This window comes from Paenibacillus sp. EZ-K15 (genome assembly GCF_002573715.1).
Taxonomy (GTDB): domain Bacteria; phylum Bacillota; class Bacilli; order Paenibacillales; family Paenibacillaceae; genus Paenibacillus_AQ.
Window position 1 is genome coordinate 496,210 of record NZ_PDHM01000028.1, and the last position, 19,374, is coordinate 515,583.

The 19,374-nt window shown below is 44.5% G+C and carries 20 protein-coding genes and 1 tRNA gene; 2 read left to right on the forward strand and 19 right to left on the reverse strand.

Annotation, left to right across the window (positions count from 1 at the left end):
* Nucleotides 1-77: 77 nt before the first annotated feature.
* The 9 genes from CRG97_RS32560 to rpsF all read right to left on the reverse strand — a co-directional run bounded on the left by CRG97_RS32560 (nt 78) and on the right by rpsF (nt 9,096).
* Entirely contained in the window at nt 78-1,043 is a 966-nt protein-coding gene (locus tag CRG97_RS32560) for an ABC transporter ATP-binding protein (protein WP_098749589.1), read from the reverse strand.
* Nucleotides 1,043-2,017, reverse strand: coding sequence for an ABC transporter ATP-binding protein (locus CRG97_RS32565; RefSeq protein WP_098749590.1), 975 nt, complete (start codon nt 2,015-2,017; stop codon nt 1,043-1,045). The genes CRG97_RS32560 and CRG97_RS32565 overlap by 1 nt, the downstream gene beginning before the upstream one ends.
* Before the next feature lie 11 nt (nt 2,018-2,028).
* Nucleotides 2,029-2,952 carry an oligopeptide ABC transporter permease gene (gene opp4C / locus CRG97_RS32570; RefSeq protein ID WP_098749591.1) on the reverse strand — a complete coding sequence of 308 codons (924 nt, stop codon included), beginning with the start codon at nt 2,950-2,952 and terminating at the stop codon, nt 2,029-2,031.
* Between the two features lie 12 nt (nt 2,953-2,964).
* Nucleotides 2,965-3,927, reverse strand: coding sequence for an ABC transporter permease (locus CRG97_RS32575; protein ID WP_098749592.1), 963 nt, complete (start codon nt 3,925-3,927; stop codon nt 2,965-2,967).
* 66 nt (nt 3,928-3,993) lie between these two features.
* On the reverse strand, nt 3,994-5,757 hold the full coding sequence (locus CRG97_RS32580; RefSeq protein WP_098749593.1) for an ABC transporter substrate-binding protein: 1,764 nt from the start codon (nt 5,755-5,757) through the stop codon (nt 3,994-3,996).
* Between the two features lie 726 nt (nt 5,758-6,483).
* Complete coding sequence (locus CRG97_RS32585; protein ID WP_098749594.1) at nt 6,484-7,158, reverse strand: SOS response-associated peptidase; 675 nt, start codon at nt 7,156-7,158, stop codon at nt 6,484-6,486.
* 816 nt (nt 7,159-7,974) lie between these two features.
* Nucleotides 7,975-8,247, reverse strand: a complete 273-nt coding sequence (rpsR, locus tag CRG97_RS32595; protein WP_006207333.1) for a 30S ribosomal protein S18 — start codon at nt 8,245-8,247, stop codon at nt 7,975-7,977.
* Between the two features lie 21 nt (nt 8,248-8,268).
* Complete coding sequence (gene ssb / locus CRG97_RS32600) at nt 8,269-8,763, reverse strand: single-stranded DNA-binding protein (protein ID WP_076326285.1); 495 nt, start codon at nt 8,761-8,763, stop codon at nt 8,269-8,271.
* 48 nt (nt 8,764-8,811) lie between these two features.
* Nucleotides 8,812-9,096 (reverse strand): 30S ribosomal protein S6, encoded by a 285-nt coding sequence (rpsF, locus tag CRG97_RS32605; protein ID WP_036640509.1) that lies wholly within the window; start codon nt 9,094-9,096, stop codon nt 8,812-8,814.
* Between the two features lie 238 nt (nt 9,097-9,334).
* On the opposite strand from rpsF, the gene CRG97_RS32610 reads away from it, so the two are divergent.
* A complete protein-coding gene (locus CRG97_RS32610; RefSeq protein WP_053490757.1) occupies nt 9,335-9,529 on the forward strand; it encodes a YjzC family protein in 195 nt (64 codons plus the stop codon).
* A 575-nt stretch (nt 9,530-10,104) separates the two neighbouring features.
* Here CRG97_RS32610 and CRG97_RS32620 read toward each other — a convergent pair.
* The 4 genes from CRG97_RS32620 to CRG97_RS32635 all read right to left on the reverse strand — a co-directional run bounded on the left by CRG97_RS32620 (nt 10,105) and on the right by CRG97_RS32635 (nt 11,723).
* A tRNA-Ser gene (locus tag CRG97_RS32620) sits at nt 10,105-10,195 on the reverse strand.
* Between the two features lie 72 nt (nt 10,196-10,267).
* On the reverse strand, nt 10,268-10,489 hold the full coding sequence (locus CRG97_RS32625; protein WP_076326286.1) for a DUF951 domain-containing protein: 222 nt from the start codon (nt 10,487-10,489) through the stop codon (nt 10,268-10,270).
* 67 nt (nt 10,490-10,556) lie between these two features.
* Nucleotides 10,557-11,453 carry a mechanosensitive ion channel family protein gene (locus tag CRG97_RS32630; RefSeq protein WP_098749597.1) on the reverse strand — a complete coding sequence of 299 codons (897 nt, stop codon included), beginning with the start codon at nt 11,451-11,453 and terminating at the stop codon, nt 10,557-10,559.
* Between the two features lie 15 nt (nt 11,454-11,468).
* Entirely contained in the window at nt 11,469-11,723 is a 255-nt protein-coding gene (locus CRG97_RS32635; protein ID WP_098749598.1) for a putative Se/S carrier protein, read from the reverse strand.
* A 260-nt stretch (nt 11,724-11,983) separates the two neighbouring features.
* On the opposite strand from CRG97_RS32635, the gene yyaC reads away from it, so the two are divergent.
* Nucleotides 11,984-12,589: a spore protease YyaC gene (gene yyaC, locus CRG97_RS32640; RefSeq protein WP_076326288.1), complete on the forward strand. Its 606-nt coding sequence runs from the start codon at nt 11,984-11,986 to the stop codon at nt 12,587-12,589.
* Here the strand turns inward: yyaC and CRG97_RS32645 are convergent.
* From CRG97_RS32645 to rsmG, 6 genes are all read right to left on the reverse strand, one after another.
* Nucleotides 12,564-13,064 (reverse strand): DUF4446 family protein, encoded by a 501-nt coding sequence (locus CRG97_RS32645; protein ID WP_076326289.1) that lies wholly within the window; start codon nt 13,062-13,064, stop codon nt 12,564-12,566. The genes yyaC and CRG97_RS32645 overlap by 26 nt on opposite strands.
* A 38-nt stretch (nt 13,065-13,102) precedes the next feature.
* On the reverse strand, nt 13,103-14,251 hold the full coding sequence (locus tag CRG97_RS32650) for an aminotransferase class V-fold PLP-dependent enzyme (protein ID WP_098749599.1): 1,149 nt from the start codon (nt 14,249-14,251) through the stop codon (nt 13,103-13,105).
* 235 nt (nt 14,252-14,486) lie between these two features.
* Entirely contained in the window at nt 14,487-15,326 is an 840-nt protein-coding gene (locus tag CRG97_RS32655) for a ParB/RepB/Spo0J family partition protein (protein ID WP_076326291.1), read from the reverse strand.
* Nucleotides 15,319-16,080 carry a ParA family protein gene (locus CRG97_RS32660; protein WP_076326292.1) on the reverse strand — a complete coding sequence of 254 codons (762 nt, stop codon included), beginning with the start codon at nt 16,078-16,080 and terminating at the stop codon, nt 15,319-15,321. The genes CRG97_RS32655 and CRG97_RS32660 overlap by 8 nt, the downstream gene beginning before the upstream one ends.
* 269 nt (nt 16,081-16,349) lie before the next feature.
* Nucleotides 16,350-17,168 carry a nucleoid occlusion protein gene (gene noc / locus CRG97_RS32665; RefSeq protein ID WP_076326293.1) on the reverse strand — a complete coding sequence of 273 codons (819 nt, stop codon included), beginning with the start codon at nt 17,166-17,168 and terminating at the stop codon, nt 16,350-16,352.
* A gap of 1,481 nt (nt 17,169-18,649) precedes the next feature.
* A complete protein-coding gene (rsmG, locus tag CRG97_RS32670) occupies nt 18,650-19,372 on the reverse strand; it encodes a 16S rRNA (guanine(527)-N(7))-methyltransferase RsmG (RefSeq protein ID WP_098749600.1) in 723 nt (240 codons plus the stop codon).
* Between the last annotated feature and the right edge of the window lie 2 nt (nt 19,373-19,374).

The window sequence follows — 19,374 nt, forward strand, 5'->3', positions numbered from 1 at the left end:
AAGTCCCCCTATGAATCTGTTTATTTTCTAATACATGTTCTAATTGCTGTCAGAAAACTTAAATGTGAAGGGTCATATTAAGCGTAGTGACAAGCAACGAAGTGATTGTTCCCCATATCGCGATACTCTGGAATCTCCTGCTTGCATAGTTCTGAAGCCAGTGGACAACGAGTATGGAACTTGCAGCCTGATGGCGGATTCGCAGGGCTCGGAATGTCGCCTTGCAATACAATCCGCTCGCGCTTCAGCGTTGGATCCGGTACCGGAACTGCCGACAACAATGCCTTCGTATAAGGGTGCAGAGGATTGCGGAACAGCTCTTCCTTGCTAGCCATTTCTACCATCGATCCCAGATACATTACCCCAATTCGGTTGCACAGATGCTCTACAACACTGAGATCATGAGAAATGAACAAGTAGGTCAACTGTTTCTCGCGCTGCAAGTCACTAAGCAAGTTGATGATTTGCGCTTGAATCGATACGTCCAGTGCAGATACCGGCTCATCCGCTACGATAAAGTCTGGATTCAGAATCAACGCGCGGGCAATCCCGATCCGTTGACGCTGTCCACCGGAGAATTCATGCGGATAACGATCATAGTGATAAGCGGCAAGACCGCAAATCTCAAGTGTTTCGATAACGCGGTCTTTAAGTTCCCGACGGTTAACTAAGCCATGGTCAATGAGTGCTTCGCCGATCGCTTCGCCAACCTTGATTCTTGGGTTCAGAGAGCTGAATGGATCCTGGAACACGATCTGCATCTTCGGACGGAGTGCACGCATTTTCTCTTTGGACAATGTATGGATATCTTGACCATTAAAGATAACTTTACCTTCCGTTTTCTCCAACAAACGGAGAATGGTTCGGCCAATGGTGCTTTTGCCGCAGCCGGATTCACCTACAAGCCCAAAAGATTCCCCTTTGTTGATGGTAAAGCTGACTCCGTCAACTGCTCTTACATTGCCCACCGTCCGCTGCAATATGCCGCCGGTGATGGGAAAGTATTTCTTCAAACCATCAATTTCGATCAATGCTTGACTCATTACGCTTTCCCCTCCTCTTCATACAACCAGCAAGCGACCTTATGGCCGTTAGGATCCGTACCGAGCGGAGGTGTCTTCTCTCTACAAATCTGCATGCATGATTCACAGCGATCATGGAAATGACAGTTATCTCCAAGATCTACCGGATTGGGTACTTGTCCCGGAATCGAATACAGACGTTCTTGGGTCTGGTTAATGATGGGCTTAGCTTTCAAAAGCCCTTTGGTATATGGATGCTTCGGCTGCTTGAAGAGCTCAATTACCGGAGCTTCTTCAATGACTTTTCCTGCATACATAACAACAACGTAATCAGCCATTTCGGCTACGACACCCAGGTCATGCGTAATCAGCATAATGGATGTATTCATTTTCCCTTTGATGTCGCGCATCAGATCCAAAATCTGGGCCTGGATCGTAACGTCCAGCGCAGTTGTTGGCTCATCTGCAATTAGGAGTTTGGGATTACAGCTAAGTGCAATCGCGATCATAATCCGCTGGCGCATACCACCGCTGAGCTCATGCGGATAGGAGTCGAAAATCTTCTCCGCACGCGGTATTCCTACCAGATTGATGAGTTCGATGGCACGTTGTTTAGCCTCTTTACGGTTTACGAGCTGGTGTAACACAATTGGCTCTACAATCTGCTCCCCGATCGTTAATACCGGGTTCAGTGAGGTCATTGGCTCCTGGAAGATCATGGCGATATCGTTGCCGCGAATCAAGCTCATCTCGCGCTTGCTCATCTTCAGCAGGTCCTTGCCTTCATACAGAATTTCTCCTCCTACTGGAGGTGTATCGATTAAACGCATAAGAGACATGGCTGTTACGCTTTTACCACAGCCCGACTCGCCCACCACGCACAGTGTTTCACCTTCACGGATTTTGAAGCTGACATCGTCGACGGCTTTTACAGTACCTGCGGAGGTTTGAAAATGCGTTTTTAAATTGCGGAATTCAACTAATTCTTTTGCCATATTCGCATCTCCTACTTCTTCATTTTCGGGTCAAGTGCGTCGCGAAGCCCGTCACCGATCAAGTTAATCGCAACAACGGTCACAAGAATACACATGCCTGGCGGTATCCATAACCATGGTCGCTTGCGGAAGTCGATGAGATTGTTGGCGGCAGAAATCATATTTCCCCAGGATGGTGTTGGCGGAACAACCCCGACTCCTAGGAAACTCAATGCCGATTCAAACAGGATAGCTCCCGCTACACCAAGCGTTGCAGATACAATTATGATTGGAATCGTATTAGGAAGCAGATGGCGGAAGATTTTTCGGCGATCCTTAAGTCCCAAGGCTTCCGTTGCTTGCATAAATTCCTGTTCACGGAGCCCCAATATTTGACCACGTACGAGACGGGAAATACTGCTCCAACCCAATATACCAATGATAAGCATCAAGAAATAGATGCGTTTGGAAGGATCTACCTTCAAATCAGACAATACCGCACCCAAGATGATGAGGATTGGGAGCGTAGGCAATGCCATAAAGATGTCGGCCATACGCATAATCAGCGTATCTACCCATTTACGGTAAAACCCTGCCAAAGCTCCAAGGGTAGAACCGATAATAATGGAAATACCTGTCGCTACCAGTCCAACTGTGAGGGAAATCCTGCCTGCAAGCATCATGCGCAGGAGAATATCGCGCCCCAGTTTATCGGTTCCTAACCAATACTTCGAGCTTGGAGGCAAATTCTTATCAGCCACACTGTAATCAAATAGGGAATATGGTGAAAAGACCGGGCCAATAAAGCACAGCAAAAACATAAATACAATTATGAAAAGTCCGATGACAGCAAGACGGTTTCTGGAAAAACGGCGAATGGCCATTCTCCATGGAGAATCCGGCTGCTTTTTCGGTACTGATAGATTCGTTTTTAATGGTGCAGCCTCTGCGGACAAATGAATCTCCTCCTACTTTAAGCGAATTCTTGGGTCAGCGGCGCCATACAGGACATCTGATAACAAGTTACCTAGCAATGTCAATACGGAAATAAATATCGTGAAGCCGAGCATAAACGGATAATCCCGCATATTGATCGATTCCAGATATACCTGGCCAACCCCAGGCCAAATGAATATCTTTTCCAAAATGATGGCTCCACCAAATAAGCCTGGCAACTCGAAGCCCATCAAAGTGATCGCAGGAAGCATTGCATTACGCAAAGCATGCTTGAAAATAACCGTACGTTCCTTCAATCCCTTTGCACGGGCTGTGCGAATGTAATCCTGACGGATAACTTCCAGCATGCTTGTACGGAAATACCGCGTCAAGCTGCCTGTGCTTAGCATTGTAAGTACAGTCACTGGCAAGAACATATGCCATGCGATGTCAATCAGTTGCTGCCATGTGTTTCCATTCAAACCTGAAGTTTTCATACCACCAACCGGAAACCATCCTAAATCCAAGGCAAAAATCTTAATGAGAAGGAGTCCGATAAAGAAAGAAGGCAGTGACATACACAAAAAGATGAATAAGGTTACGATCTTATCAAACAATGAATACTGAAATTTAGCTGAGAATACCCCAGCAAAGATAGCGATTATCCAGCTTAATATCAACGAAAAAATAGCAATAAAAACAGAGTTCCATACATAGTTACCCATAACGGTGGTAACCGGTTGTTTGTGCTGAAGGGAATCTCCGAGATTGCCCTTTAACATATTGCCAGCCCATGTAAAGTAACGCTCTACCGGCGGCTTATCCAAACCATAAATTTCCCGAAGCTGAGCTGCTTTCTCAGCAGTCATCGTCGGGTTATCCATTGCAGTGATATAATCACCTGGCACCATTGCTGATATTGCAAATATGAGAATCGAGATCCCGATCATTGTCGGGATAATCTGCAGCAGCCTCCGGATAATGTACTGCTTCATAATATTCCTCCCGGCTTATAAGTGGATATGCCCAGCTCTTGCGAGCTGAGCATATGTTTCCTGCTGTTATTGTTCAAGTTCGACTTTGTAAAGATCAAGTACGAAGTCTTTATATGGAGTAATTTCCATACCATTAACTCGGCTGTTGATACCCCACATATCACGTCTTTGGTAAATCGGGAGATCCGGAACGTCTTGATTCAGTACTTGATATGCTTCTGCATATGCTGCTTTACGCTCTTCAAGATCGAAGGCTTTCAGACCTTTATCCATTGCTGCATCATAAGCAGGATTGGAGTATCCGATATCATTTTGCTGTCCATCCGTACGGTATACAGTGGATTCTGGATCTGGAGTCAAGCCCCATGCAGCAAAGAACATTTCGAAATCGCCTTTATCCTTCTTATCCATGATCGCATTGAAATCTAATGTTTCTGCAACGATCTTAATGCCAAGCTCTTGGTAGTTCTGATTCATTACCGGAATCAAAGCATCTACAACCGGGTTATCAGCTGTTGCAGAGAAGTGAAGCTCAAATTTCTTACCGTCTTTTTCACGGATGCCATCAGCACCTGGAACCCAGCCTGCTTCATCAAGAAGCTGCTTCGCTTTCTCGATGTCGAAATCATGTGTGTCGATACCTTCAGTAGTATATGCCCATGATACATTCGATTGTGGAATGTTGATTACGTTAGCATAAGGACCATAGATAATTTCAACGATTTCTGCACGGTTCAAACCGTATAATAATGCTTGACGAACTTTCGGATCTTGGAACTTAGGATTTTTATGGTTCATGGCAACGTAACCGTACCCATTGGTTGGGAAGATGTTGATATCCAAGAAGCCCATGGATTTCAACTCTTCTACGGTATCTTCGTTAACGGTAACCATATCCATATCGATTTCACCGGATTGGAACATGGCCAATTTAGTTTCATCAGTAGTTGTTTTGTAAATTACGTTTTTGATTTTCGGAGCCCCCAGGAAGTAGTTCGGGTTAGCTTCCAATACAACCTCTTGACCAGGAGCGAAGCTCTTCAGTACATACTGACCGCTACCGATTGGTTTAGTATGCAGGTTCTTCATGTACTCCAGGTTGCCTTGTTTGTAATCTTTACCGTAGTATGCTTCTGGTACGAAAGAAATGTCTCCTAGAGAATCTTTCGTCATAGCGTTTGCTTCAGTTACTTCGATCTCAATGGTGTGGTCATCGATAACTTTAACACCAGAGATGTCAGTTGCTTTACCATCATGATACTCTTGACCACCTTTTACATGTGTCGAGAAAATATCAGATTGACCGTCATAGCTAGAATCATGAAGAACTTTCATAGCAAATGCATAATCTTTTACTGTTACAGGTGTGCCATCAGAGTAAGTTACACCTTGTTTCAATTTAAATGTGTATTTTAATTTATCCTCGGAAACTTCAACGCTTTCTGCCAAACGGTTCGAATACGTTCCATCACCGTTCAGCGTGAAGAAAGAATCGAAAATTGCTTCTACAACATATTTGTCATATGCTGTTTGCCAGAAGAAAGGGTTGAAAACACCTTTTGGTGAAGTCATACCAACGATCAGCGTATCTTTACGATTTTTAGCAGCTGAAGGATTTAAAGATGGGTCCTCAGCCTCGAAATAACCTTGGCTTTCATCTCCAGTTTCAGCAGGCGGTTCTGTAGTATCTTTGTCGCCTTCAGCTGGTGGTGTTTGCTCCGTTTGCTCCCCTTGACTTGGCTGTTCTGCTGTTCCTCCGCCTCCACATGCTGCCAATACCGTCATGGCCAAAAGCATGATGGCAAGCAGGAGTGACATTCTTTTCTTCATGCGAATCCTCCTCTTAAAAAATGTTGTTGCATATAAATTATCAGGACGAATATTGAAATCATCCTTAAATAATTTCGAACAGAATTCTTAGTTCTCTAGGATGTCATTGCATGATGTGAAATAAATTGAAAGTTTTACAGAAAATATACCATTGGTCAATTAGTGCCAAAGTCTCTAGCAAAATCTTCTTGCCTATAAAATTAATGTTATGATACGTGTAAATTTAGGTAACGTCAATTACTTTTTTTCGTTTTTCTCAAAAATCATGTTTTTATCGTCATTTTTGAGGTTAATAATTAAGTTTATCTCCGTTGTATATCCTTAGTTTACTGAAAATGTATGTAATATCAAGATTTATTTACAATTTATAACTATAATCGCTTGTGGTTTTGTGGATATGGCGTAATGTTTTATCACATGAAATTCAGAATATCATCTAAATATTTATCCTTGAGGTCTACCAGGTCATGTATACGTTATATTATTTGACGTAAATTTAGTTAGTCCGGCTTGATTATAACTAGAAACCATTTTTATGTAATATATTATCCTTACGATATGCTTCAATTCGTTATTAGATGACGTGTATTTATGGTTCTGCTTTTTCATAGTTTAGCCTCCTACAGCGTTAACGCTTAAAAAAAGCAATCCGAGACTGTGATCCGGATTGCTTTCACGTTAAATTTCATGTCAGATAAATCAACCTTGCTCTTTCATACTTGCGAACTACAGATTCTTTACCCAAGCGAGTTTTAAATCCATCTCTTCAATGCACTGCTGGTGATCATGCGTATCGTCAGCCACTAACGGCGTCACCGGATACATTCGCATCTGTCCACGGTAAGTATGCAGCAGCGGATGCACAGCATGTCTTCCTTGGATTTCCGGATCCAACCACTTTGCCATGTTTTCCTCTGATAAAATCGCCGGCATTCGTGTTTCGAACTCTCGAATCGCTTCATTGGCCTCTGTCATTAGAACCGTACATGTTCTCATTTCATTTCCCCTGGCATCTCGCCATGTCTCGTATAGTCCGGCCATGCCGAATATTTCATGATCTCCGATAATGGTCCGTACCGCATAACTCCGTTTGCCAACCGTTCTCCAGTAATATAAACCGTTACAAGGGATCACACAGCGTCTTGTGTCAATCGCTTTACGGTAAGTGGGATTTTGATCAACCGTTGTAATATCCGCATTGACCGCATCTTTACCCCAATAGGGCACTAGCCCCCATCGATACTCATCGAGCACTCGCTCTCCCTGTTCCTGTACAATGACCGGCATGGTTTGGGTGGGGCTAATGTTGTACCGGCTCTTGTAGTAATACATTACCCGATTGATGCCAAAGCGTTGATTCACTTCATCGATCCCTGCGGACAGCGAGAATCGTCTGCACATACAACTACCTCCTTTTTCCTTTATCGTTTGGATAATGGAGGCGGAATATGCATAATAAGACTAACAACATGGAGCTTCCACTACTTGTTCGCTTGTATCCCTGGAGTGGACATCATATAATTGAAAGGTTTCTGCAAGTTTTATGTAATCACATTATTAAATTTTCTTTAGCGCTCTGTCGTACCAATGTTCTGGTATCATGTTTATATACGATAGACATCATCTTCGACCATGTAAGCATCAAATTTGCCTACAACCTTTTCTTTTATTGAGCCAACATTTCGATTGTACTTTATTTTCAAAGTGATGATCTTCCCAGCTTTCATTTGATGAGCGGATACATACCTATATATAATAGAAGGAATTTTTTCAGATTGCTTTTTTTCGCCTTCATAATCGTATTTTTATTTCTTACAAGAGTACTCCATTATCTTATAAATTGTATTGCTTACAATAGACAATGTCCGTTTAAAGCAGACATGGTTTCAGGGCTTTAAAACTGGAAAGCTTTACACTAGGCTTGTGTTTGTCGGTAGCTGCTTTCCCTTCTTAGTGTACACTCTGGGGAGACACGGTTCTTCCGTGGAGACATTATATATCCCAACATCTGGATACCTCGATTCCTCCCAAAATCAATAATTTCCGCATCAAGAGTGCTGAGCTTTCATACCTCTGAGGTAAGCTTGGATTGTTACTTGTAAGACTCTCGTCTCTAACTACTCTCATCACATCCCTCCCCGAAACCAGCCTGTACTCTTCCATAATAAAAAAGCGGTCCAGCCTATAAGTTAGGCTGGACCGCTCTGACACAAGTGATTACTCAGTTGTGTAAGGAAGCAATGCGATTTGACGGGAGCGTTTGATCGCAATCGTCAGGGCACGCTGATATTTAGCGCTAGTACCTGTTACACGACGAGGCAAGATTTTTCCGCGCTCGCTGATGAATTTCTTGAGCAGGTCTGTATCTTTATAGTCAATGTGAGTAATTTTGTTCACAGTGAAGAAACATACTTTACGACGCTTGTTGCGGCCGCCACGGCGTGCCGGTCTTTTGTCGTTGTCTCCGCCTTCTCTTTGTTTAAAAGCCATGTGTTGTCAGTCCTTTCCGTATTAAAATGGCAAATCATCATCCGAAATATCGATCGGTTTTCCTTCATCGGAAAAAGGATCCTGATTGTTGTTTCGCGAGTTGTTATTGTTCCCGCGGTTTCCGCCACTGCTATTGCTGTTGCTTCCTCCGCTAAACGATGATTCCTCACGATTTCCTCCGCCACCGCTTGTTTCACGGTTTGACTCCAAGAAGCGAACATTATCGGCAATGACTTCGGTGACGTATACACGCTTACCTTCGTTATTCTCGTAATTCCGCACTTGAATGCGCCCTTCTACAGCCGTCAGACGGCCTTTACGCAGATAGTTTGCACAAGTCTCCGCAAGCTGTCTCCAAGTCACGACCGGAATGAAATCCGCTTCGCGCTCCCCGCCTTGTCCAGTAAACGGACGATCGACAGCAAGTGTAAATTGCGTTACAGCAACACCTGAAGGAGTATATCGCAGCTCGGGATCCTTAGTCAGTCGGCCAATCAAAATGACACGGTTCAACAATCCAATCCCCTCCTTAGAACGAAATCAATTACAAAGTTTTTTTACGTATTAAGCAACGTCGTTCGTGATGAGATAACGAATAACTTCGTCAGAAATCTTCATGAGACGCTCAAGTTCAGCTACAACTTCAGGTGTTGCGTTGAAGTTTACCAGAACGAATACGCCATCACGGAATTTCTTGATCTCATACGCAAGACGGCGTTTACCCATTACGTCATGCTTTGTAATTTCTCCGCCGTTGGAGATGATGCCTTGGAATTTATCGACTGCAGCTTGAACAGCTTCTTGTTCAATGTCAGGACGAATAATGTACATCACTTCATATTTGCGCATATGTTTCACCTCCTTATGGACTTCGGCCCTCAATCTCTGTTGAGAGCAAGGAGCGAGTCTAACTCGCACCATAATACTATATCAGAACGGGTGATCGGATGCAAGTTTCTTTTCGATGCTCAATATGCTCTCTTCCCTTTATTACCGCGCTTTTCTCACTTTCCCTGCGATGATTTAGAGCCCAATGGCGCATGATAATACATGCAGTCCATCCATCATAATGAGGAGGAATTCCACAATGGGAGAACAGTCCGAATTTCGTGCAGGTGACAAAGCCCCAAACAACGGCATTTATATGGAAGTGGGCGTCAGAGACCATATCATGGGGATCGAAAACCCTCGTCAAATCCAAATGAACAAGGGTGATACGTTTCCTGAAACCCAAAATGACGATCGTGTATGGTTAAACAAGCGCAGAGTGCAGCCTAAGTAACTACCTGAAGTGATCGCCCCGAGAGTTTTTTACATTATGCCTACCTCATCCTTTGCGCACGGTACGAAGTCAGGGCATGGCCTGAATCACTGTTGACCAAGCCATGCATTCTAAACATTTAATATTGGAATTTTTATCCGGTGAAATTAGTGTGTATACAAAGACACCTTTATGCGCACATTATTATCAGGCGGTGCATGAGAGAGGTGTGGTTCCGTTGAACGTTGCAGCAGAACGACGCATGAGGTTTCTGATCGTCACACGGATTGCAAGCTGAGGAAATGAGCCGAATGCTTGACCGCTTGGACAAGTGAAGCTATTGACAAGGTTCGCAGAAGTGCTGATAAAATGATTCCAATTCACAAGCACCGCCTACCCAGAAGGAAGGGCCCAATCGGGCCCTTCTTTTTCGTGCAAATGCTCGAGACCAAAAACTCAAGTTTGTTCCAACGAAAAACACCCTCTGCAGGTCGTCTGCATGAGGGTGTTTTATTCAAAGGCGCTTTACAGCTTAACGCCTAACTTATGTATCAACATCGTTTATAACCATAACAGCGGAACTTTTAAACGATTGGTGGCGGAAAGGGTGGGATTCGAACCCACGCACGCCTTGCGACGCCTAGCTGATTTCGAGTCAGCCCCCTTGGGCCTCTTGGGTACCTTTCCACAGCAAGATTGATTATATCATGGAAACATTATCTGGTCAATAGCTTGTCTTAACGCTTCGGGGAGGAGATATTACGGTGTATCTCCTGCCCCTTCCGTCTCTTGAGCCGAACGCAAAACCTTCTTCATATTCTTCTCAAACTTTAAACGGGGGATCAACACACTATGCTGACATTTGGTACATTTGATCCGAATATCCATCCCCATGCGAATAATCTCCATCTCATTATTCCCACAAGGATGCGGCTTCTTCATCTGAACGATATCCCCTAACTGAAATACCTTGCGCTCCATGGCTACCGCTCCCTTTTACTTCTATCACTTCTTCTATCTATTATATATCATTGGATAACCGATTAGATCAACCCTGCACGCGTTCTTGTCCCAAATCCCGTGCTTCAATTGCCTGTTTGATATCCGTAAAAATTTGACGCTCCACATCTTCCCTTGCATTCGGATTGCATTCCGCCACAATACGAACAACATATTCGGAAGTATTCAATGACTGGATTCCTAATACATCCGGTATCCGCTGCACCTCTGGGCGACGGTCCATGATTCCCGTAAGGGCCGCTTGAATCAGTGTAATCGTGTCCTTCACCTGCTGGTCGTTCTTTACCGGTAGATCTACAATGGCTAATGAGTTGGAAAGGGAGTAGTTCGTGACGCTGGTAATCATCCCGTTCGGAATAATATAGGTCTCCCCATTCAATCCCTTTACACGCGAGGTGCGAAGCCCGATCATTTCGACAGTTCCCCGGTACTCACCACTCTTGATTACGTCACCTACTGCAAACTGATCCTCGAATATAATGAAGAATCCGGTAATAACGTCCTTCACTAAACTCTGTGCACCAAAACCTATAGCAAGGCCAAGGACTCCGGCACCAGCTAACAGCGGTCCTAACTTGAAGTTGAACTCTGAGAGAATGATCAAAATCATAACAAAGTTGCATACGACGGAGGTTACATTTTTTAGCAATTCCCCTACCGTGACAAACCGTCTTGAGTTCACTTGAATTCGGCTCTTCTCCTGCCTAAGGAGAAACTGATCAATCATTTTATACACAACCCGTATCACAAGACGTGTCAGTATAAAAATGATGATAACCCGAATGCCGGATGACAGGATATGCATCCACATCTCTTCATTCGTTAACCATCCCCAGACTTTATCTTTCAAGCCTTCAGCCTCCTTAGCCAATCCCTCTAAATCTACATCATCTGCATCCCCTGATAAGTAACCAAAGCCCCTCATCCTGATGTCCTCCCCTTACTCTTCGATGTTGATATACCTCTTGTTGTTATCCAGCGCAAAGATGCCTCGGATCTCCACATGCTCCTGCTGAATGATCTCTTGAACATCTTTTAACGCATCAGGTGGGAATTGAATCGATAATGCACAGCCTGCTGTAATCTCTTTTGGTGTAGGAAAAAGATCAATTTCGATATCCGCGTACTCCAACAGCATTTCCGCACGCAGTGCCTGCTGGGTGGAATCGAATGCGATCAACATCGCGCCTTCCACTGCCCCGTCCCCCTCCATCATACCTATCATTTCTATGTATGTTCTTCTCTTCATCATTTCCAATGATTAAGAGTTTTATATAAACCTTTTCATAGATCAACATATTCATATACCTCATGCAGTCCAGGTCATACCCTCTTTCTAAGAGCATCCTTCTGTCTGACATGAATATAAATCACATTTTAAGCGAATCCCAAAGTATAAAAACAGTCTTTCATCCATATACTGATACTACCAAATGCAGACGAAAGGAAGATTCTATGAACCGTCTATCTAAAATCACGTCTCGCCCGGAGGCTTCCAGCTTAAAAATACCACACACGGACCCTAATATCCATTCTGCTATTATACATCGCTTGCTCTTCCATCTCTCTGACGCCCGTATTCAGCATCGTCCGCTTGTCATTGTCTGCATCGGTACCGACCGGTCTACCGGCGACTGCCTGGGGCCGCTTGTCGGCACCTCACTTGCACGCTACAACAGCTCCATGTTTCATCTCTACGGTACGCTGGACGAGCCTGTCCACGCCATGAATCTCAAGGATACGCTAACGGCCATATACGAAAAATTCGACAACCCTTTTGTAATCGGGATTGATGCTTGTTTAGGGCAGTCATCAAGTGTAGGCTCTATTCAAATATCCGATGGTCCTCTAAAGCCTGGAGCCGGCGTACATAAAGAATTACCGCCGGTCGGCGATATCCATGTAACAGGTATCGTCAATGTCGGCGGCTTTATGGAATACTTCGTATTGCAGAACACTCGATTAAGCTTGGTCATGCGGTTGTCTGATATTATTGCAACCTGCCTATTTGCAGGTATCAAAGAGTGGAACCGTTCTACCCTTCTTGCAGCGCAAGAGTGACGGCCTCTTTTTCTTCTGGAGACAATGGATATTTGGACTGCCCATCCTTCAGCGGTTTAGCGTACACAAAAGAGCTCTCCCGGTTATGCAGACCGGTCAGCACGATCCCTTCCTCTTGTTCACTGAGAATAGCCAGGGAGAAGCTCATTTCATTTCCCCGCTCGCCAAACGCATTGTATCGTACGATACCAACTTTGGACTTCATCCCTTTCAAACTGCCGCTGATCGTATCCAGCATTTTTTGATGATTGGCATGCCCCTCTTCAATTTCATCCATTTGGATTTTCAATTGGACCAACAGTGATTCGATGTCTTCTACCCCACTGCCTGCCATCATGGCATCATAACGACGCCTCATTTTACGCAGTTTTGTCCCCTGTACAATTAAAGTTACCCATAAGATCAAGATGATCATGACCATTCCGACGACAAACCAATGAAGCTGCTCCATGATCAATTCATTTAATTCAGACATGCTTTCTTCCTTCCTCTTCTCCATCTTGATCTATTCGATTAACTATGAATCTCTGCAATTGCTTTTCGCATGAACTCTACCTCGTCACGGCTAGTAGATATCCCCACGCTCGCTCTGATTGCACCCGTCTGTTCCGTGCCTGATGCCATATGGGCAAGCGGTGTACAATGATAACCGGCACGCACGGCAATTCCATATTCCCGGTCCAGTCGGAAAGCCAATTCAGACGCACTGTATCGCTCCGACACAAAAGCAACAATACCTGTCCTCGCCTGTCCAAGAGCAGGACCTAGTATACGAAGGCCTCCCACCTCTTGTAGACCCTCCATCATATATTGCGTTAACTCCCATTCATGCCGGTAAATATGCTGCGGTGTCCATTCAAGCACCTTCTTCACACCCGCTTGCAATCCCGCATATCCAATCGTGTTAGGCGTCCCTGCCTCATATCGATCCGGACGTACCGTTGGCTGTTCAATAGCCTCCGATTGACTCCCTGTGCCTCCGTGCAGTAATGGTTCCAGATCAATATCAGGCGAGATATATAGCCCACCTGTCCCCTGCGGCCCCAGAAGCCCTTTATGCCCCGGAAAAGCCAACATGCCTACATGCATCTCCTCCACGTGAACATCCAGCATACCGGCACTCTGGGCAGCGTCTAGGAGCAGTACGGCCCCTTTCCTCTTCACCAGTTCTCCTATTTCAACGAGAGGAATAATCGAACCAAGAAGATTGGAACTGTGACTACATACAACAAGCCTAGTATTAGAACGAAAAGCTCTCTCCATTAGTTGCACATCAAGCTGACCTTCCTCATCGACAGGAACATAGTCCACTTGTATCCCTCGGGTGCGTTTCAAATACTCTAACGGTCTTCGCACTGAGTTATGTTCAATCATAGTGGCAATCACATGGTCGCCTTCACGCAAATAGCCTTTGATTGCTAAATTCAACGCTTCTGTTGTATTCGATGTCAGCGCAATATCATTAGGATTTTTCACCCCAAACAAATCCGCGAGCGTCTTTCGTGTTCCGTAGAGTACACGAGAAGCTTTCACCGCCATCCGGTGACTCCCACGTCCCGGGTTTGCAGCCTCCTCCTCCATCGCCTTTCTCATCGCCTCGAATACTTCAGGAGGCTTTGGCCACGAAGTGGCTGCATGATCCAGATAAACGATCGGGTCCATGATGTTTCCCCTTCATCTTTACCGTATTGGTGTCTCTTAACAGGATATGTCCAAACATCTTCAAGTTCCAGCATCAAGGCTATGCCTTCACGTTTAGTTAAATAAAGACATATCTCATTCCCTTACAGGAACGTCGACATGTCTTTGGTTTTTAATCGCACTCATTTGCTGTTCGACCATTTGTTGTTCAACCCGTCACTCACAATAGTATCTTCTTCAACAAAACCACGTCTCTTTATTGAAGAAGTTCCAACAACCGTTCCAGGTCCTGTCTGCTATAGTAATTAAGCTCAATCTTCCCTTTATCCTTATTGTGCTTAATTTTGACAGTTGTTTTAAACCGTTCTCTCAGATCCTCTTCCAGATGATCGATATAAGGATCTCTATTTTTAACCTTAGGCTTCGCTTTATCCGTTGGTTTACGATCCAAATTCTTAACAGCTTCCTCTAGTTCACGAACACTCCACTCTTGCTCCACACACTGTTTTGCCAACTGCTTAACAAGAATCGGATCCTTAATTCCAACGATCGCTCGGGCATGTCCCATGGATAATGTTCCACGTGAAACATTGTCCTTCACTTCTTCTGGTAGAGAAAGCAACCGCAAAAAGTTAGCGATGTGGGAACGAGACTTACCCACCTTCAATGAAAGCTCTTCTTGGGTTAAGGAAAATTGTTCCATCAAACCTTGATAAGCTACAGCAATCTCCATGGCGTTCAGGTTCTCGCGCTGAAGGTTCTCAATCAGGGCGATTTCCATAACTTGTTGATCGCTAAAAGATCGAACTACCGCTGGAATCGTAGCTTTTCCGCAATATTGAGATGCCCGGAATCTGCGCTCCCCGGCAATAATCTCATACCCTTTCAGCACACTGCGGACGATAATCGGTTGTATAACTCCATGCTGACGGATCGATTCTGCCAATTCCTGGATTGCCTCATCGTTAAATGTCTTGCGCGGCTGATACGGATTCGCTCGCAATTGACTGAGCGGAATTTCCACTACCTTGTCATCATCATGAATAGACAAAGATGGAATAAGCGCATCCAGCCCTTTTCCCAATCGTTTACTCATACGAGATCACTTCCTTTGCCAGCTCCAAGTATACTTCCGCTCCCTTAGAACGAGGATCATATGTAATGATCGACTGTCCATGAGAAGGTGCCTCACTCAAACGAATGTTTCTAGGAATAATCGTTCTGTACACTTTTTCCTGAAAATACTTTTTCACTTCTTCAATCACTTGAATGCCCAGGTTCGTGCGCGCATCCAGCATCGTCAGCAGTACGCCTTCAATCTTGAGAGAGGTATTCAGATGTTTCTGAACAAGGCGAACCGTATTCAGCAGCTGACTCAGACCCTCCAGTGCGTAATACTCACATTGAATCGGGATAATTACTGAATCGGCCGCGGTCAATGAATTGATCGTTAAAATGCCAAGCGATGGAGGACAATCAATCAAAATATAATCGTACTGAGGCTTGATTAATTGTAGTGATTTCTTCAATCGTACCTCACGAGAAATCGTAGGGACAAGCTCAATCTCGGCACCAGCCAATTGAATGGTTGCCGGAATGATGTCCAATCCTTCTATGTTAGTCCCACAGATGGCGTCCTTCGGGTGTACTTCATTGATGATAATATCATATATGCAATTTGCAACATCGGCTTTATTAATGCCAACCCCACTCGTTGTATTTCCTTGGGGGTCTATATCCACCAAAAGCACCCGTTTGCCTAGCGAAGCCAATCCAGCTCCCAGATTGACGGAAGTCGTCGTTTTGCCGACACCGCCCTTTTGATTTGCTATGGCAATTATCTTTGACACTCATTTCACCTCAATGTAGGAAGACTCTTCTAAGTAGTCGCAATAGATGATATACAGCGATAGGCTGTATATGTGTATTAAGCGAACGATCCCGGTAACTCCGGGATGCCCAGGATATAGCGGCGATGAAAATGAGTAATAATAAATTACATGGTTCTCATCTGTAACAACAAACCTAACCCCTTCGTTAATCGATACAGCCTGGTGCAGAGCACTATCTCTTGATCAACAGAAAAAGCGGTACGATGCATACCGCTTCACACCATATCTTAACGTTTAGGTATTTTTATAACGATTTCATAGTGATCTTCATGATCATTCTCTGTTGTTTTGATTGCCATCCCGGAACCGGATACCATATCAATCGATTGACGAATCGTGTTCAAAGCCAGGCGAACATCCTTACTATAAGATATACGCTTAGACTTCTTCATCGTTGTTACTTCTTTATAAAAGGCGATTCGTGCCTCCGTCTGCTTCACATTCAGTTCCTTGGTAATGATCTCATCCAGCACCTTGAGCTGGGTTTCTTCATTATCCAAAGAAAGCAGCGCACGAGCATGGCGTTCCGTCACTTTACGTTCCATCAAGGCCACTTTGACTGCTTCCGGTAGCTGCAGCAAGCGAATCTTGTTTGCAATCGTAGACTGGCTTTTTCCTAAACGCTGTGCCAAGCTCTCTTGTGTCAGTTGATGAAGATCAATCAGCTTCTGGTAAGCAACAGCCTCTTCAATGGACGTCAGTCCTTCACGCTGCAAATTTTCGATTAACGCAATCGATGCCGCCTGTGAATCGTTGAACTCCCGAACAATGGCCGGAATCGTGTCCAGACCCAGCTTCTTAACCGCACGCCAGCGGCGTTCCCCTGCAATGATCTCATACATGCCATTACGGACACGAACAACGATAGGTTGAATGACTCCATGAGTTTTAATCGTCTGGAGCAGCTCATCAATCTTCTCATCATCAAAAATCGTCCGTGGCTGGTATGGGCTGCTGACAATCTCGTTTACCGGGATTTGTTTCACTTCATCCCCTTGGTTCCGCTCTGCCGCTAAGCCAAACAATCTCGAAAATTGTTCTTTCATTCCGTATATTACCACCTAATTTCATGATAGCACGGATAAGCCTCCGGATATCCCGGAATCGGTTAAACGATTGGACAACCACAATATGGAGCCATACACAGATGATTCCACCATCCATTGGCGCTGGAATCCACTGTGGTGCCAGGCATTTCCCTGCAAAAACAGATTTCATGCTGATCAGAGAAAAGACGCCTGTGGTGATCATAGCCGTATTACTCTGATCCAAACCGCTGCATGAAGCGGTTTCTTCTTGAGAGATATAACAGGAGGTTTTATCATGATGCTTACTATCAATCGATATCTCACAAGTGGTATATATGTTTTCTACTTCGCATAAGGCCATGATCCCCTTGGGATCGCACGGCACTTTCCAAAAAACAGCAGCCACAACGATCAAGGTTGTTGACTGCACGAAGCAAGGATGGAAAAGTGACCAAACCAGGATTTATACTCTTTCATCCTATTAAAGAACGGGCAAACTGGCCCTTCTGTCCAAATGGATACTACGATTCTATTCTACCACTTTTTGTCCTATAACTCTATTCTCCAATATCACCTTTTTTCCTTCATTTCTCGCTTGCTTTATACATGATTTGTGCACAGTTCCAAAGTTTTTGCGTCGATAACATGTTAATAGGCCACCTCAACTATCCTGTAGCCTTTCTTGCGATCCGAACATGCAGAATAATTGTGGGATTTGCCAATAGATTAGATCTCTCCAACGACCAATATCATCCAAGTCCAAGACGAGCTGAATCTCAAAAGCTAGTAGATGAATACGAATTATGTAACATCGTGCGTCACTGCTCCTTGCGCGCACATAGTGTTGTCCGGCGCATGATTATGTAGCTGCAGACTTCCTTTCCTTAGGAGGCCTATCCTTCAATATCCAAGTTAGATAACATAGTTGATATCAAAATAATCTGACAAGAAATAATACTTCTAAAGGGATGTCTATTTATATCCGGCAACTTACTTCTAATGTTTCACGTGAAACATTGCAAATTTATCAGGTGCATCCACAGCGTTGATTTCATTCTTATTCATAATTCATAAGCTCAGCTTGAACTGAACCCCCCCTTTAGAGGTCACCCTTGGTTCCGTTTAATAAACTCCGCGCAAAGGGTGAGCGCGTGATCAAAACCTAAAAATGCTTCCGTATAGACTGCCTCCCACTCGGTAATCCGAGTTGAATTCCTTATGTGATTTCACCCCACGCCCCAATCTATAGAATAGATAAACGTACTGATGGACTTAACCAACGAAATTAAAATAAACAACGGTCTCTATGTATTTCATATGTGAATAGAAAAATTAACGACCGATCTGCCCGCTCAACAAATCTTACACAGCCAATTAAAAAAGAGAAGAACTCCATAGAGTTCTTCTCTTTGATTAGTTTACTTGTCTCCTTGCCAAGCTTGCTTCTGCAAGGGATACTGGAGTTATTGATAGTGCCTTAGATCGGAGTTGCAAGATACTTACACAATCGGCGTCTTGCTGGCCGTACCTGCCTTACGAGGGTACTTGGAAGGCGTGGCTCCCTTTTTATCGATCACCACGATATGCCGGCCAGATTCCTCTACGGGTAAGGAGAACGAATGAACCTTGTTCAAAGCCCCTCTCAGCTCCTTCAAGCTGCGAGCCGCCTCCTTCACCTCTTCCGTAGGGTCACTGCCCTTCATAGCGGCGAATCGCCCCCCTACCTTGGTGAAAGGTAGACAGAACTCGTTCAACACAGCCATACGAGCAACTGCTCTTGCGGTGACCAAGTCGAACCCGTCACGGTACCCCTGCTTACGAGCAACCTCTTCCGCACGTCCGTGAATCAGTTCAACCCCAGTCAGGCCAATCGTATCCACAACATGCTTCAGAAAGTTAATTCGTTTGTTAAGCGAATCCACAATCGTCAGTTTCACATGCGGGAAACATATTTTCAGAGGAATACCTGGGAAGCCAGCGCCTGATCCGATATCCGCCAGATTGCCGATTTGCGTCATATCCACGTAAAAGGCGAGCGTAATCGAGTCGTAAAAATGCTTCGTATAAACTTGCTCCCGTTCGGTAATTCCGGTTAAATTCATTTTCTCGTTCCACTCCACCAGTATTTCGTAATACATCTCGAACTGGTGAAGCTGTTTCTCATCGATCGTAATCCCGTGCTCACCGAGCCGGTCAACAAAAGCCTTCTGAATGTCGTCCATTC